Here is a 13,061-nt window from a genome sequence, read left to right on the forward strand (position 1 = left end):
CCTCCAGGGCGAGTGCCAGGTCGGTCGGCAGCTTGACGTCGGCCCGGTAGAGGCGGATGCCGTGGAAAGCTCCGAGGACCGACAGGGCCACGGCGCTGTCGCAACTACCAGCTGGTCTTGCGGTACAGCTCCCACATCTGCATGGCGGTCTGCGGGTCCAGCGCCCGCTCGCCGCCCGCGATGTCCTCGCGCGCCGCGACGTACAGCTTGCCCTGCCACAGCGGCAGCAGCCGGACGTCCTCGGCGAAGATCTGCTGCGCCCGCTCGAACTCCTGGACGCCGGCCGAGCGGTCGCCCTCGCGGCGGGACTTGGGCAGCAGGTCGGTCAGGATCTCGGCGGGCTCGTAGGCCGTGCCGACGGCGTTCTCCTTGCCGACGAACGGCGCAATGAAGTTGTCCGGGTCCGGGAAGTCGGGGAACCAGCCACGGCCGAAGATCGGGTACTCACCGCTCTTGTAGCCGGTCTGGAAGGTCTTCCAGGGCTGGCTGCGCAGGGTGATCCGGAAGAGCTGGGTCTCGTCCAGCTGCCGCTTGAGCTCGGTGAACTCGTCCGCGGTGGAGGATCCGTAGCGGTCGGTCGTGTACCAGAAGGTGAGATCGACCGGCTGGGTGATCCCGGCGTCCCTGAGGATCTTCTTGGCCTTGCCGACGTCCGCGGCGCCGTACTTGTCGTAGAAGGGCGTCTTGTGACCGACGACCCCCTTGGGGACCATCGAGTACAGCGGCTCGGCGGTGCCCTGGTAGACCTTGGAGACGAGGGCCCCGCGGTCGACGATCTGGGCGATGGCCTGGCGGACGGGGAGCTTGGCGACCGTCGCGTCCTTGGGGTTGAAGACCAGGTAGCGGATCTCGGCGCCGACGTTCTCGACGACCTGGACGCCCAGCGCGTGCGCGGCGGGGGTCTGGAGGTCAGTGATCTCCGCGGCCGACAGGCCTCGGTAGGTGGCGTCGATCTCCTTCGCCTTCAGCGCCGAGACCATCTTCGGGGAGTCCGCGAAGTAGCGGATCGTCACCGCTTTGTTACGACGATTGGCGAAGCCGGTGTAGTTCGTGTTGCCGGTGAGGACCGCCTCGGCGCCCTCCTTGTACGAGTCGAGCACGTACGGGCCGGATCCGGTGATCTTGTCGCCCTCGCGCACCTTGTCGGCCGGGTAGTCCTTGGGCGCGACGAGGGAGGCGGCGGGCGAGCCGAGGACGTACGGGAAGGTGGCGTCCGAGGTGTTCAGGTGGAAGACGACGGTCAGCGCGTCCGGGGTCTCGATCTTGTCGAGCGTGCCGAAGAGGCCCTGGGGGCCGACGTTGGAGCCGATGGTCTTGATCCGGTCGAGGGAGTGCTTGACCGCCTTGGAGTCGAGCGGCTCGCCGTTGGAGAACTTCAGGCCCTTGCGCAGGGTGCACCGGTAGGCCTGGCTCGCCGCGTCCGTGAACTCACAGTTCTGGGCCGCGTCGGGCTGGGGCTTGCTGGAGCCCGTCGGGAACGCCAGCAGGGTCTGGTAGACGTTCCGGTACAGCTCCCAGGAGCCGTCCCACGCGGCGGCGGGATCGAGGGTGCTCGGTGCGCTCGTGGTACCGACAACGATCCTCTTCATATCGTCGCCGTCGTCCTCCGACAGCAGGCCGCATCCGGCGAGCAGGGATATGGACGCAAGGGCCGCAGTGATCTGCAGGCATCTGGTCCGGTTGAACACGTGCACGCTCCTCGATCAGCCAGGGGTGCGGCAGACCCTACCGCAGTGCCCCACGAATCCAATGGGTTGGTTTCGTGGGGCACTTGACCGGTTCCGTGCATATTCGATACACATTTACCTCCCTTTCGGAGGCAAATACGTCCGATTATCGGTCAGTGCACCCCGGCATTGAGGAACATCCCTCCATCGACGACGAGAGTTTGCCCAGTGATCCATTCCGCTTGTGAAGATGTGAGGAACGCCGCCGCCCCGCCGATGTCCTCCGGGAGCCCGAGCCGGCCCAGCGGATAGGCCGCCGCGGCCTCCTGCTCCCGGCCCTCGTAGAGCGCCTGCGCGAACTTCGTCTTGACCACGGCGGGCGCGATCGCGTTCACCCGGACCCCGGGTGCCATCTCGTGCGCGAGCTGGAGGGTGAGATTGACCATGGCGGCCTTGCTCATCCCGTACGCCCCGATGAAGGGCGAGGCGGAGACCCCGGCGATGGAGGCGATGTTCACGATCGCACCGCCGTTGTCCTTCTGCCAGGCGTGCCAGGTCCGCTGGGCGAAGCCGAGCGCCGAGATCACATTGGTCTCGAAGACCTTGCGCGCGACCCCGAGGTCCAGGTCCGCGATCGGCCCGAAGACCGGATTCGTGCCGGCGTTGTTCACCAGGAAGTCGACCCGCCCGAAGGCCTCCATCGTGCGCTCGACGGCGACGGCCTGGTGGGCCTCGTCGTGCGCCTTGCCCGCGACACCGATCACCCGGTCCGCGCCGAGCCGCTCGACGGCCTCCTTGAGGGTGTCCTCGTTGCGCCCGGTGATGCAGACCCGGTCGCCGCGGGCGACCAGCGCCTCCGCGATGCCGTAGCCGATGCCCCGGCTCGCCCCGGTGATCAGTGCGACCTTGCCGCTGTCGATACCGCTGTACGTCATGTCGTACGCCCTGCCTCTCGTGGACTCGTCAGCTGAGCGGGCCGCCGGCCACGTACATGACCTGGCCGGAGACGAAGCCCGCGGCCTCGCCGGTGAAGAAGGCGATCGCGTTGGCGATGTCGTCCGGCGTGCCGACGCGCTGGACGGGGATCTGGGTCGCGGCTGCGGCCTTGAAGTCCTCGAAGCCCATGCCGACGCGGGCGGCGGTCTGGGCGGTCATCTCGGTCGCGATGAAGCCGGGGGCGACGGCGTTGGCGGTGACGCCGAACTTGCCGAGCTCGATGGCCAGGGTCTTGGTGAAGCCCTGCAGGCCGGCCTTGGCGGCGGAGTAGTTGACCTGGCCGCGGTTGCCGAGCGCCGAGCTGCTGGAGAGGTTCACGATGCGGCCGAACTTGGCCTCCACCATGTACTTCTGACAGGCCTTGGACATCAGGAAGGCGCCGCGCAGGTGCACGTTCATGACCGTGTCCCAGTCGGTCTCGGTCATCTTGAACAGCAGGTTGTCGCGCAGCACACCGGCGTTGTTGACCAGGACGGTCGGGGCGCCGAGCTCGCTCGCGACGCGCGCGACGGCCGCCTCCACCTGCGCGCCGTCGGAGACGTCGCAGCCGACCGCCAGGGCCCTGCCGCCGGCCGCGGTGATGGCCTCCACGGTGTCCTTGCAGGCCGCCTCGTCGAGGTCGAGTACGGCGACGGCCCGGCCCTCGGCGGCCAGGCGTACGGCGGTGGCGGCGCCGATGCCCCGGGCCCCGCCGGTCACGATCGCGACGCGCTGCTCGGTGGTGGACATGCTGGATCTCCTCGCCCTTGAGAGGCGGCCGCCCAGAGGTGAGCAACCGCTTAGTAGCTTCAGCTGAGGAGACGCTAGGAGCCCTGGCACCCGGTGTCAACGCCACGCCGGTCCGGCCCTGTCGGCGGTCGGGGCGCGGCGCCTGCGCGGCGCGGCGGGGCAGAGCCCCCGCGCCGCGGTGCCGCGCGCCGGTCAGCGGACCAGCAGGTCCAGCAGCCGCTCCACCTCCGCCGCCGGGTCGGCCGTCAGCCCGGTGTGCACCGGACCCGGCTGCACCACGGTGCTCCGCGGTGCGATCAGCCAGCGGAACCGCCGCCCCGCGTCGTCGCCGGCCGCCTGTCCCGCCTCGGCACCGCCGCTGCACACGCCCTCGACCCCGCGCAGGGCGGCCCGCACCCCGGCCACGTCGGCCCCGGGATCCAGGGCGAGGAGCTTGGCCTCGTCGAGGTGGGTGCGCGCGGCGACGTACGTGTGCGCCCGGCAGTAGACGATCACGCCGGCGTTGAAACACTCGCCCCGTTCCATCCGGGGCACCACACGCACCAGCGCGTACTCGAACACGTCCCGCTTGATCACTCGCTGTCGCTCTTCTTCCGGTGGGGCTGGGGGGCGAGGCGCTCGGCGAGCCAGCCGGGCGGTCCGGACCGCACCTTCACCTCGGCCTCCAGGGAGATCCTCTCGTGGATCGTGGCCGCGCGCGGCAGCAACGCCTCCACATAGGCGCGGCGCAGCGCGTCGGTGGAGTCGAAGCCCGGCTCGTCGACCAGCCACTCGTCGGGGACGTCGGCCGCGACCTCCGTGAGCAGCTCCTCGGTGACCAGCGGCGCGAGCGCGGCGGCCGCGGCCGCGATGTCCGGGCCCACGGGGGCCAGTACGTGGTCGGAGGCGTTGTAGGGCTTGGCCGCCGCGGCCGCGGCGGTGGGCCAGTTGTGGTGCCAGATCATGGTGGCGCCGTGGTCGATGAGCCAGACCTCCCCGTGCCAGACCAGCATGTTGGGGTTGCGCCAGGACCGGTCGACGTTGTTGATGAGGGCGTCGAACCAGACCACGCGTCCCGCCTCGACCGGGTCCACCCGGTACGCCAGCGGGTCGAAGCCGATCGAGCCGGGCAGGTAGTCCATGCCGAGGTTGAGCCCGCCACTGGCCTTGAGCAGCTCCTGAACCTCCTGGTCGGGCTCGCCGAGCCCGATGACGGGGTCGAGCTGCATCTGCACCAGTCGCGGGACCCGCAGCCCCAGCCGCTGGGCCAGACGGCCGCAGATGACCTCGGCGACCAGGGTCTTGCGGCCCTGGCCGGCTCCGGTGAATTTCATGACGTAGGTACCGAGGTCGTCGGCCTCGACGATTCCCGGGAGCGAGCCGCCCTCACGCAGGGGCGTGACGTAACGGGTCGCGATCACTTCGGACAGCATCCGCCCAGGTTACGGGGGTCAGGCCGCGGGAGCCCACTGCTCGAGCAGCTCTTCGGCGGTGGTGATGGCCGCCACCAGCGCGAGGGAGTTGCGGATCACCTCTTCGGTGCAGGAGGCGGGCACCCCGGCGATGGCGTCGGCCGGGACCACCACCCGGTAGCCGAGGTTCACGGCGTCGAAGACGGTGTTCGGGATGGCGATGTTGGAGGAGACCCCGGTGACGACGAGGGTGCGGATGCCGAGATTGCGCAGCAGGGCGTCCAGATCGGTGCCGGCCATCGGGGAGAGCCCGTGCAGCCGGCGCACCACCAGGTCCTGCGCGGCGACCGTGATGGGGGCGGCGACCTCCACCGCCGCGCTCCCGGTCAGCTGACGCACCGGCAGCTTCCCGGCCGCCCGGAACAGCCGTGCGTTGGCGTTCGCCCCGCGTCCGTCCGGCCGCCGTTCGGCGACCGCGTGGAGCACCTGTACGCCGGCCCCGCGCGCGGCGTCGACCAGCGCGGCCACCCGTGCCAGCATCCCGGAGTCCCGGGCCTCCTTGGCGAGCTCGGGCAGCGCGCTCTCCTCGCCCACGACACCGTTCTGGCACTCGACGGTGAGCAGCGCGGTGGTGGCGGGATCGAGATCCGGCATGGCTCCCCCTGGCGTGACGACGGAAGAGCCCTCATGATTCCTGACATACAGTCAGATGTGAAGGGGCGCGGGACGGATGGACGAGACTCAGCGGCGGGGCCGCCGGATCATGATGAGCGACACGGAAGTGGACGCCTTCCTGCGCGAGCAGCGGACCTGCCGGGTGGCGACGGTCTCCCCCGACGGACGCCCGCACGTGGGCGCCCTGTGGTTCGCGTGGGACGGCACCTCGCTGTGGCTGTACTCGATCACGCGCAGCCGGCGCTGGTCCGACCTGCGGGCGGACCCGCGGATCTCGGTGGTCGTGGACGCGGGCGAGTCGTACGACGAGCTGCGCGGCGTGGAGCTGTCCGGGAAGGCCGCCTTCGTGGGCGAGGCCCCGCGCACCGGCGAGCCGTGCCCCGAACTGGCCGAGGCAGAACGGCTCTTCCCCGTCAAGAACTTCGGGATCGAGGAGATGCCGCACGACGGGCGGCACGCCTGGATCCGCCTCACGCCGGAGTCGGTGGTCTCCTGGGACTTCCGCAAGCTGTAAGGGGTGCCGGGCGCGTACGGGCCTTCACCGCAGCCCGGCGGCCACCTGCTGCAGGGTGTCGACCGCGGCCCGGATGGAGGGCCTCCGGTCGGCGTCCGCGCGCCAGACGGCATACACGTGGCGGCGTACGCTGTCGCAGACCGGCAGCAGCCGCACGCCCGGCGGGACCGGGCCGCGGCCCAGCTTCGGCGCCACGCACACGCCGAGTCCGGCCTCCACGAAGGCCAGTTGGGTGTGGTGCTCCTCGGCGATGTGGGCGATGCGCGGCTCGATGCCCGTGCCGCGCAGGGTGAAGACCAGCCACTCGTGGCAGAACTGCCCCTCGTTCCAGGAGATCCAGTCGTCGTCGCCGAATTCGGCGAGGGAGATTCCGGAGCTCCCGGAGTCCCCGGATTCCCCGGTCCGGTCGGCCAGGCGGTGACCGGCCGGTACCGCGATGTCGACGGTGTCGTCGAGCAGGTGGGTCCGGGTGAGCTCGGCGGGCACCGGCATCCGCTTGTTGTGCCAGTCGATCGCCAGCGCCAGGTCGAGGTCCCCGCGCACGACGGCCGCCATGCTCTCCTCGGGCTCCTGCTCGCGCACCCGGACCCTCAGCTCCGGGTGCCCGGCGCGCAGCGCGGCCAGGACCTGGGGCAGCAGCCCGCGCATGGCGGTCGGAAAGGCGCCGATCCGCAGCTCGCCCACGGCACAGCCCCGCTGGGCCTCGACATCGGCCTGGGCGAGCTCCACCTGGGAGATGATCCGGGCGGCGTGATCGGCGAGCAGCCGTCCGGCGTCGGTGAGCCGGACCCCGCGCCCGTTCCTGGCCAGCAGCGGCTGGCCGACCTCGCGCTCCAGCTTGGCCATCTGCTGGGACACGGCGGAGGTGGTGACGTGGAGGCCGTCGGCCGCGCCGCTGACCGAACCGTGGCGGGCGAGGGCGTCGAGGGTGCGCAGGCGCTCCAGGTTCAACATGTAAGCAATGCTACGGCGTCACCCAGAGAAACTCTCGCTTGTCCTACGAAGTTGATACGAGCACAGTAAGGGGCATGAGCGCACCGACCACCCCCGGACCGACCCTCCCGGCCACCTCCCCGGCAACCGCCACGTCCCCCGCCGCGATCAGCACGGCCGCCACCGCCCGGCGCCGGGGCGCCCTCCTCGACTGGCGGGTCCGGTTCGCGATCCTTTCGGTCGTCTGGGGCTTCAGCTTCCTCCTGATCAAGGTCGGCACGGAGGCGTACGCGCCCTTCCAGGTGGCGCTCGGCCGGGTGGCTTTCGGCGCGCTCGCCCTCGTCGCGGTGCTGCTGGTGCGCCGCGAGCCGCTCCCCCGGGGACTGCGCACCTGGGGCCACCTGAGCGTAGCGGCGCTCCTGCTCAACACCGCCCCGTTCTCGCTCTTCGCGTACGCGGAGCTGAGCATCCCCTCCAGCCTGGCCGGCATCTGCAACGCCACCTCGCCGCTGTGGGGCATGGCGCTGTCGCTGGTCGCCCTCTCGGAGGACCGCCCGACGCGCCGCCGCGTGGCCGGGCTGGGCCTGGGCTTCCTCGGCGTCCTCACCGTCCTCGGCGCCTGGCAGGGCTTCTCAGGCGTCGACGGCAAGGGCACCGCGCTCGCCCTGCTGGCGTCCCTTTGCTACCCCGTCGGCTGGATCTACGTGCGGCGCACGCTGGCCGGGACCCCCGGCTCCCCGGTGGCCCTGACCGGCGGCCAGCTCATGATCTCCACGCTCCAGCTCGCGCTCGCGAGCGCGGTGTTCAGCTCGGCCCCGAGCTCGTTCCCCCTCTGGCCGACCCTGTCGGTGATCGCGCTGGGCGCCCTCGGCACGGGCATGGCCCTGCAGATGCAGTACGGGCTGGTGACGGAGGTCGGCCCGACCACCGCCCAGATGGTCACCTACTTCATCCCGGTCATCGCCACCACGGCGGGCGTCCTGGTGCTCGGCGAGCAGCTCCACTGGAACACCCCGGTCGGCGCCGCGATCGTCCTGGCCGGCGCGGCCCTCACCCAGACCCGCCCCGCGCCCCGCAAGCCGCCCTGCTGACCGCGGGGCACCCCGGTCCCGGCGCCAGGACGGGACGGCCCCGGACCGACCTGACCGGCCGGTCGGGTCGGTGGGGCCGACCGCACGAGCCGGACCGGTCGGGGCGCACGGTACCTCCGTGGCACGGCCGGAGCGCCGGGCGGCCTCCAGGGCTCGTGTTCGCGCCGTACGGGTCGGCCCCGGCCGGGCCGCGGGGCCCTGCGGGGCCGACCCGCCGGGAGTCGGCCCCGGGCCCGGCCCTGAGGGCCCGTCGTCAGTCGTACCGCACGCCCGCCGCCCGCGGCCGGACCGCCTCGGCCACCGCGTCGGCCAGGCCCGGCACCTCCTCGACGGCCAGTTGCGACACCGTCAGCCGCACTCCGGGCCCCGCCTCGACCCGGAAGACCGCCCCGGGCGACACCGCCCATCCGGCGGCGAGCAGTCGCGTCACCACCACCGTCTCGTCGACCACCGGCACCCAGACGTTCAGCCCGCTGCGCCCGTGCGCCCGCACCCCCCGCTCCCGCAGCGCCTCGACCAGCGCATCCCGCCGGTCCGCGTACGAACGGGACACTGCCACCGGGTCCACCGCGCCCGAGGTCCACAGCTCCACCACCGCGTACTGCAGCAGCCGGCTCACCCAGCCCGGCCCCAGCCGCTGCCGCCCGCGCAGCCGGTCCAGCGTGACCGCGTCGCCGGTCAGCACCGCGAGCCGCAGGTCCGGCCCGTAGGCCTTCGCCGTGGACCGGACCAGCACCCAGTGCCGGGTCACCCCGCCCAGCGGATGCAACGGCAGGTCGACGATCCCGTGACCGTGGTCGTCCTCGACCAGCAGCACCTCGGGGTACTGCGCCAGCAGGGTCCGCAGCTCCCGCGCCCGCTCCGCGCCCACCACGGCGCCGGTCGGGTTCTGCGCCCGCGCGGTCACCACCAGGGCCCTCGCACCGGCCGCCAGTGCCCGGGCGACCGCGTCGGTCCGGGGCCCGTCGTCGTCCACCGCCACCGGGAGCACGCGCAGCCCGAGCGCCGGGACCAGGTCCAGCGCTCCGCCCCACCCCGGGTCCTCGACGGCCACCGCGTCCCCCGCCCGCAGGTGGGCGGTGAGGACCCGCTCGATCCCGTCCAGCGCGCCCGAGGTCACCGCAACCGGCCCCGGCGGCACCCCGTCCGCGTCGAAGCCGGCCCGGGCGAGACGGTCGAGCTCCGGGGCGACCGGGCCCGCCCCGTAGAGGGTGGGGGCCCGCGCGTACCGCCGGGCGGCAGCCGCCAGCGGCCCCTCCAGCGCGGGGAGCAGCGCCACGTCCGGATTGCCCTCCGCGAGGTCCCGTACGCCCGCCGGCACCACCATCCGCAGCGCGTCGCGCGGCGTGCTCGACGGGCGGGACCTCACCCGGCTGCCGCGCCGCCCGTCGGTCTCGATGACCCCGCGCTCGCGCAGCGTCCGGTACGCGGCGGCCACGGTGTTGGGGTTCACCCCGAGATCGCCCGCGAGCTCGCGCATGGGCGGCAGCAGTGAACCCGGCGGGAGCGCGCCCGAGGCCACGCCCGCCTCCACCGCGGCCGCGATATCCGATGCGCGGCTTCCTGTGATTCGATACTCTCCTAGCACAAACCACAGTATGCACTAGTGCAATGGGAGTCGGCCATGACCGCCACGCCAGCCACGGAGACGCCCGGGCCCACCGATCGGGCCGAGAGGGCCGAGAGGACCGAGTCGGCCGGAAGCTACGAGCCCACCGACCTCACCGTCCCCAGCCGCTCCCGCGACCGGGCACGCTACGACCGCGAGACGGTCCACTCGATACTCGACGGGGCCTACATCTGCCACCTCGGCTTCGTCCGTGACGGCGCGCCCGTGGTCCTGCCCACGCTGTTCGCCCGGGTCGGCGAATCGCTCTACATGCACGGCTCCACCGGCTCCCGCCCGCTGCTCGCGGCCGGCCGCACCGACCCGGGCCTGCCCGTCTGCGTGACCGTGACCCACGTCGACGGGCTGGTCCTGGCCCGCTCGGCCTTCCACCACTCGCTCAACTACCGCTCGGTGGTCGTGCACGGCACCGCCCGCCAGGTGACCGACGAGGACGAGTGCCGCACGGCCCTGGACGCCATGATCGACGCCGTCGCCCCGGGCCGCTCCGGCGACGTCCGGCCCGCCAACGCCAAGGAGCTCGCCGCCACCGCGGTGATCCGCGTGGACCTCACCGAGGTGTCCGCGAAGCTCCGCAACGGCCCGGTGAACGACGACGCCGAGGACCTGCACCTGCCCCACTGGGCGGGCGTGGTTCCGGTCGCCCCGGCGTACGGGACCCCGGTGCCCGCCGCGGACCTGACCCCCGGCATCGCCGTCCCGGACTACCTCAGCGCGCTCTGAGGACTCCGCCGCACGGCGGTGGGAGCGACGGCCGCCGGCCGGCGGGACTCCGCCGCGATCAGCGCTCCCACCGCCGTCAGCAGCAGTACGGTGCCCAGCACCACCGCGCCGGTCAGCCGCTCCCCGAGGAGCAGGACCGCGATCACCGCCGCGCTCACCGGCTCGATCAGCATGATCACCGAGACGGTCGCGGCCCGCACGGCAGCGGCCCCGGTGAAGTAGAGCGCGTACGCCAGCGCCGTCGGCACGGTGGCGACGTACACCAGCAGCCACAGCACCCGGCCGAGGTCGGCGGTGTGCGGCAGCAGCCCCTCGACCGCGGCGAGCGGCAGCAGGCACACGGTGCCCACCGCGACCGACCAGGCGGTGGTCACCAGCGGGTCCCCGCCCGCTCCGCGCTGCCCCAGCCACCTGGCCCGCAGGGTCATCCCCGCGTACCCGGCGGCGGACAGCAGCGCCCAGCCGACGCCGAGCGGCCGCACCTCACCGCCGCCGCTGCCGAGCACCAGTACGGCCAGTCCTGCCAGCGCCCCCACGACGGCGGCCGCGCCGCCGCGGCCGAGGCGCTCGCCCATCCAGTACCGCGCCCCCAGCGCGATGATCACGGGCCCGGCGCCCAGGGTGACCACGGTGCCCACCGCGAGGCCGGTCTCGCGCACGGCGGCGAAGTAGGCGGCCTGGAAGAGGGTGAACAGCAGCCCGGTCCCGATCAGCGAGCCCGCCGAGGGCCGCACCCGCCCCGGGCCGGGACGGGACCCGCGCACGGCGAGCACCCCGAGCAGCACCACGAGCCCGCCCGCGCACCGCCAGAACGACAGGGCGAGCGGGCCGAGGTCACTGGCCAGGAACAGGAGGGAGGCGGCCGCCCCGGCGGTGCCCCAGGCGGCTCCGGCGACGACGAGGTACAGCAGACTGCGCCCGGCAGTGGGCGAATGGTTCGACACGAGATGTCTCCGCGCATGCGTGAAGGATGAAAGAAGCAGGTCATCGCTTCGCGGGCAGCACGGACCCGCCCGGGGACTCCCCGGGCCGGGTACCTGTCGTGGTGGCGCCGCCCGCGCTAGGCGGCGGGAGGCGGAAGCACGGTCGAATGCATGGTCGCCACCCTAGGCCGTGGTCGTCTCACGGTCCAGCACGGCCGAGAGGGCCGCCGGCGGCGGGGCCGGCCGGGAGGACTGGGCGATGAACGCACCGCCCAGCACCAGACCGCCGCCGACGATCTGCCAGGTCGACAGGTGCTCACCGAGCAGGATCCAGGCCAGCACGGTGGCGACGACCGCCTCCAGGAAGGCGACGACGCCCGCGACCTGCGGCGAGAGCCTGCGCACCGAGACCACACCGGTCAGGTAGGCGAAGACGGTCGCGATCAGCACCACCCAGGCGAGCAGCACCGCCGCGGGCATCATGGTGCCGCCCACGGAGGCCTGGCCGCCCAGCACCTGCCAGTCGATCTCCCACGGCCGGGCGATCACCGTCATGACCAGGGCGCCGATGAGCATGCCGTACGCGATCACCCCGAGCGGGTCGGGGGCGTCGTCCCCGTCGGCACCCTGGTCGGCGAAGACGAAGTAGAAGGCCTGGCAGCAGGCGGCGGCCAGGCCGAAGAGCACGCCGAGCAGGTCCAGGCTCAGCCCGGCCCAGATCTCGACCACGCAGGCCAGGCCGACGACGGCGACGGCCGCGCCCGCGGCGGCGCCGCGCGTCACGGGCTTGCGCTGCACGAAGCGGATGTAGCCGAGCAGCAGGGCCGGGCCCAGGTACTCCAGCAGCAGGGCCACGCCGACGGGGATCCGGGACAGGGAGGCGAAGTAGAAGGCCTGCACGCCGGCGACGGCGACCAGCCCGAAGCCCGCGAGCAGCGCGGGCCTGCGCAGGAGGAGGTCGCGGTGGCGCCAGGCCAGCGGGGACAGCACGAGCGCCGCCCCGGCCACCCTGAGCCAGACCATGTGGAGCGGGTCCAGACCCGCCTCGATCAGCGGCTTCGCTGCCACTCCGGAACCACCGAACGCGAACGCCGAAACGAGGGCGAGGCCCAGTCCGGCATTTCTCCCTGACGCTTGCATCCGGCCATCATGGCAGGGCAGGTCAGCACCGTCACGGGGGTGACACCTGTTGAGACGGAGTCGAGATCACGCCCCGCCGACCCCCGCCATTTCTGACAGGTCGTCAGTATTGAATGTTCCGCCCGCCGGGGCTACCTTCCGCCGCACGTACCCGACGAGAAGGGGTGGTCGCATGGCTGAAGTCACCGCGGAATCACGCATCGAGGCGTCCGCCGCGCAGCTCTGGTCCCAGCTGACGGACTGGGACGCGTACGGGCAGTGGAGCATGACCCACACGAACTTCCCCAAGGGCGGTCCCGAGACCCTGGCGGTCGGGTCCACCTTCGCGGAGAACATGAAGATGATGGGCTTCCCGGCCGAGGTCCTGTGGACCGTCTCCGAGCTGGAGGCCGAGCGCCTCTTCGCCATCACCGGCAAGGGGCCGATGGGCGTGGCCGTCCTCACCAGGTACACCCTGACCCCGGACGGCGAGGCCACCACGGTCCGCATCGACGGCGAGTTCACCGGGGCCGCCGTCTCCCTGATGGCCGGGAAGCTCAAGGACTCGGCCACCGCCGCACTGAACGAGTCGCTGCGCAAGCTGGCCGGCCTCGTGGTCTGACCACCGGCCACGCACACCCTGCACACGAAGGCGCGCCCCGCGGGATGAACC

15 protein-coding genes are annotated in these 13,061 nt (G+C 72.6%); 4 read left to right on the top strand and 11 right to left on the bottom strand.

From position 1 onward, the window contains the following. The 7 genes from ACWGE1_RS35465 to ACWGE1_RS35495 all read right to left on the bottom strand — a co-directional run. Positions 1-91, bottom strand: a 91-nt coding sequence (locus ACWGE1_RS35465) for a DUF5936 domain-containing protein (RefSeq protein WP_453424594.1), incomplete at its 3' end; no start/stop codon positions are given. 13 nt (positions 92-104) lie between these two features. Beyond that, on the bottom strand, positions 105-1,688 hold the full coding sequence (locus tag ACWGE1_RS35470; protein WP_453424580.1) for an ABC transporter substrate-binding protein: 1,584 nt from the start codon (positions 1,686-1,688) through the stop codon (positions 105-107). A 152-nt stretch (positions 1,689-1,840) separates the two neighbouring features. Next, positions 1,841-2,602, bottom strand: coding sequence for an SDR family oxidoreductase (locus tag ACWGE1_RS35475; protein WP_453424581.1), 762 nt, complete (start codon positions 2,600-2,602; stop codon positions 1,841-1,843). 28 nt (positions 2,603-2,630) lie between these two features. Next, positions 2,631-3,392, bottom strand: a complete 762-nt coding sequence (fabG, locus tag ACWGE1_RS35480; protein WP_453424582.1) for a 3-oxoacyl-ACP reductase FabG — start codon at positions 3,390-3,392, stop codon at positions 2,631-2,633. Positions 3,393-3,584: 192 nt separating this feature from the next. Next, on the bottom strand, positions 3,585-3,968 hold the full coding sequence (locus ACWGE1_RS35485; protein WP_453424583.1) for a DUF3037 domain-containing protein: 384 nt from the start codon (positions 3,966-3,968) through the stop codon (positions 3,585-3,587). Next, complete coding sequence (locus ACWGE1_RS35490; protein WP_453424584.1) at positions 3,965-4,804, bottom strand: HipA family kinase; 840 nt, start codon at positions 4,802-4,804, stop codon at positions 3,965-3,967. Before ACWGE1_RS35490 ends, ACWGE1_RS35485 begins: the two co-directional genes overlap by 4 nt. Positions 4,805-4,822: 18 nt before the next feature. After that, positions 4,823-5,437 (bottom strand): cysteine hydrolase, encoded by a 615-nt coding sequence (locus ACWGE1_RS35495; protein WP_453424585.1) that lies wholly within the window; start codon positions 5,435-5,437, stop codon positions 4,823-4,825. 76 nt (positions 5,438-5,513) lie between these two features. On the opposite strand from ACWGE1_RS35495, the gene ACWGE1_RS35500 reads away from it, so the two are divergent. Next, positions 5,514-5,972 (top strand): pyridoxamine 5'-phosphate oxidase family protein, encoded by a 459-nt coding sequence (locus ACWGE1_RS35500; protein ID WP_453424586.1) that lies wholly within the window; start codon positions 5,514-5,516, stop codon positions 5,970-5,972. Positions 5,973-5,996: 24 nt separating this feature from the next. Here ACWGE1_RS35500 and ACWGE1_RS35505 read toward each other — a convergent pair whose 3' ends face one another. Then, on the bottom strand, positions 5,997-6,926 hold the full coding sequence (locus ACWGE1_RS35505; protein ID WP_453424587.1) for a LysR substrate-binding domain-containing protein: 930 nt from the start codon (positions 6,924-6,926) through the stop codon (positions 5,997-5,999). A 74-nt stretch (positions 6,927-7,000) separates the two neighbouring features. On the opposite strand from ACWGE1_RS35505, the gene ACWGE1_RS35510 reads away from it, so the two are divergent. After that, entirely contained in the window at positions 7,001-7,996 is a 996-nt protein-coding gene (locus ACWGE1_RS35510) for a DMT family transporter (RefSeq protein WP_453424588.1), read from the top strand. A 253-nt stretch (positions 7,997-8,249) separates the two neighbouring features. On the opposite strand, the gene ACWGE1_RS35515 is transcribed toward ACWGE1_RS35510, so the two are convergent. Continuing rightward, complete coding sequence (locus ACWGE1_RS35515; protein WP_453424589.1) at positions 8,250-9,584, bottom strand: aminotransferase class I/II-fold pyridoxal phosphate-dependent enzyme; 1,335 nt, start codon at positions 9,582-9,584, stop codon at positions 8,250-8,252. Between the two features lie 36 nt (positions 9,585-9,620). Here ACWGE1_RS35515 and ACWGE1_RS35520 point away from each other — a divergent pair, with 36 nt between their 5' ends. Beyond that, positions 9,621-10,346, top strand: a complete 726-nt coding sequence (locus tag ACWGE1_RS35520) for a pyridoxamine 5'-phosphate oxidase family protein (RefSeq protein ID WP_453424590.1) — start codon at positions 9,621-9,623, stop codon at positions 10,344-10,346. Here ACWGE1_RS35520 and ACWGE1_RS35525 read toward each other — a convergent pair. Together ACWGE1_RS35525 and ACWGE1_RS35530 are read right to left on the bottom strand one after the other, a co-directional pair. Continuing rightward, a complete protein-coding gene (locus ACWGE1_RS35525; protein WP_453424591.1) occupies positions 10,328-11,290 on the bottom strand; it encodes a DMT family transporter in 963 nt (320 codons plus the stop codon). The genes ACWGE1_RS35520 and ACWGE1_RS35525 overlap by 19 nt on opposite strands. Positions 11,291-11,452: 162 nt before the next feature. Next, positions 11,453-12,409, bottom strand: coding sequence for an EamA family transporter (locus ACWGE1_RS35530; RefSeq protein ID WP_453424592.1), 957 nt, complete (start codon positions 12,407-12,409; stop codon positions 11,453-11,455). Positions 12,410-12,581: 172 nt separating this feature from the next. On the opposite strand from ACWGE1_RS35530, the gene ACWGE1_RS35535 reads away from it, so the two are divergent. Further along, positions 12,582-13,010 (top strand): type II toxin-antitoxin system Rv0910 family toxin, encoded by a 429-nt coding sequence (locus ACWGE1_RS35535; RefSeq protein ID WP_453424593.1) that lies wholly within the window; start codon positions 12,582-12,584, stop codon positions 13,008-13,010. Positions 13,011-13,061: the final 51 nt, after the last annotated feature.

This window comes from Streptomyces sp. NPDC054932, from assembly GCF_053610205.1.

Excerpts from the sequence above, each read along its gene's own strand:
- ACWGE1_RS35520 (WP_453424590.1), top strand. The coding sequence starts at position 9,621 with ATGACCGCCACGCCAGCCACGGAGACGCCCGGGCCCACCGATCGGGCC.
- ACWGE1_RS35490 (WP_453424584.1), bottom strand. The coding sequence starts at position 4,804 with ATGCTGTCCGAAGTGATCGCGACCCGTTACGTCACGCCCCTGCGTGAG.
- ACWGE1_RS35475 (WP_453424581.1), bottom strand. The coding sequence starts at position 2,602 with ATGACGTACAGCGGTATCGACAGCGGCAAGGTCGCACTGATCACCGGG.
- ACWGE1_RS35505 (WP_453424587.1), bottom strand. The coding sequence starts at position 6,926 with ATGTTGAACCTGGAGCGCCTGCGCACCCTCGACGCCCTCGCCCGCCAC.
- fabG (WP_453424582.1), bottom strand. The coding sequence starts at position 3,392 with ATGTCCACCACCGAGCAGCGCGTCGCGATCGTGACCGGCGGGGCCCGG.
- ACWGE1_RS35535 (WP_453424593.1), top strand. The coding sequence starts at position 12,582 with ATGGCTGAAGTCACCGCGGAATCACGCATCGAGGCGTCCGCCGCGCAG.
- ACWGE1_RS35530 (WP_453424592.1), bottom strand. The coding sequence starts at position 12,409 with ATGCAAGCGTCAGGGAGAAATGCCGGACTGGGCCTCGCCCTCGTTTCG.
- ACWGE1_RS35495 (WP_453424585.1), bottom strand. The coding sequence starts at position 5,437 with ATGCCGGATCTCGATCCCGCCACCACCGCGCTGCTCACCGTCGAGTGC.
- ACWGE1_RS35500 (WP_453424586.1), top strand. The coding sequence starts at position 5,514 with ATGGACGAGACTCAGCGGCGGGGCCGCCGGATCATGATGAGCGACACG.
- ACWGE1_RS35510 (WP_453424588.1), top strand. The coding sequence starts at position 7,001 with ATGAGCGCACCGACCACCCCCGGACCGACCCTCCCGGCCACCTCCCCG.